The following is a 1,235-nucleotide window of genomic DNA, read 5'->3' on the forward strand; positions in this document are numbered from 1 at the left end:
CACTTCATCTTAGAAAACAAAGATAAAAATAAAAAGCTTATATTTTTTGACAATGCTTCATCTATGTCAAATCTTTTACATCTTTATGAGAACAATTGTGATATATTTGTTAAAGATGAGTCATTAATCGATATAGCTTTATTAGAACAAAACTATGATCTAGATTTTAATAAACTAAAAACAAGAGTATTTTTTTATGAAAAACTTCTTTTAGGCGCAAAGGAAGATGAAATTTTTTCTTTCAATGATGAAAAAATAAATTATTATCTTAAATATGATGAGAATAATTTATATGCTTTAAAAGATTTAAACATTACTTATGATTATTATCATTGTAAGATTAAAAACTATGTTTTAGCTAAAAATAGTTTAAATATAAAATTAGAACCTAAAAAGATAAGCAAGCACTATGCTTATAATGATTTAAACCATCAAGATCTAAATTTAACCCACAATAACACTAGTATTATAAACAACACTGCTACTTCAAATTACATCAGCCTTATCATACAAGATGAACATGGAAAGGCTATTGATAATGCTAGTATTAGTATAAAAGGGTATGATCATGAAAAACTAATCAAGCAAAGCGTATTGAGATTAAAAACCAATAAAGAAGGTAAGATAAGATTTGATAGAGAAAAAGACTTTAGTAGTTGTCATAGTTTTAAAGTCAGATTAGAAGATAATAAAGCTTATTTAGCCAAACCCTTACAAGATAGCAAAAGAATATTTAATAATTATATCAATCATAAAATAGGACTTATACTTAGGTTTAAAAATAAAGATTATTTTAAATATGATGGTTTTTATTTATATCATTTTAAAGGAAAAGATTTAATAGCTTCTTATATGGCAAGAAGTGGAGTAGCTAAAGCTGATAATTTAAAACCATCAAATAAACAAATTGCTTTTAGTTTTTATCAAGATATAAAAGATAAAACTACCAAGAAAAAAGCATATTTTTACTATGATGATGAAAGTATTAAAGATAAATTTGGAAGCTTACCTGAAGGAAAGTATTATTTTAAAATCAATGAGATTCATTACAACAAACAACCTGATTTTTTAAAAGATTATCCTTTTAGCATAGGTAAGACTTGGGGAAAGTATTGTGTTAGATTATACACAGATAAAGAATGCTCTAAAAGTTTTAAAGAAATAGAAATTTCAAATCCAAATAATGAAAAAGGAAAAAGCAAGAATAAAGAAAGTATGAGTAAGGGGGATTTGTA

At 24.2% G+C, this 1,235-nt stretch carries 1 protein-coding gene; it reads left to right on the forward strand.

The annotated features are described in order from the left end of the window. Nucleotides 1-1,235 (forward strand): hypothetical protein (locus tag ACOTVC_RS08725; RefSeq protein ID WP_421628364.1); only part of this gene is annotated, 1,235 nt, incomplete at both ends.

This window comes from Campylobacter sp. GB48 (assembly GCF_049221845.1).
GTDB lineage: Bacteria > Campylobacterota > Campylobacteria > Campylobacterales > Campylobacteraceae > Campylobacter_D > Campylobacter_D lari_C.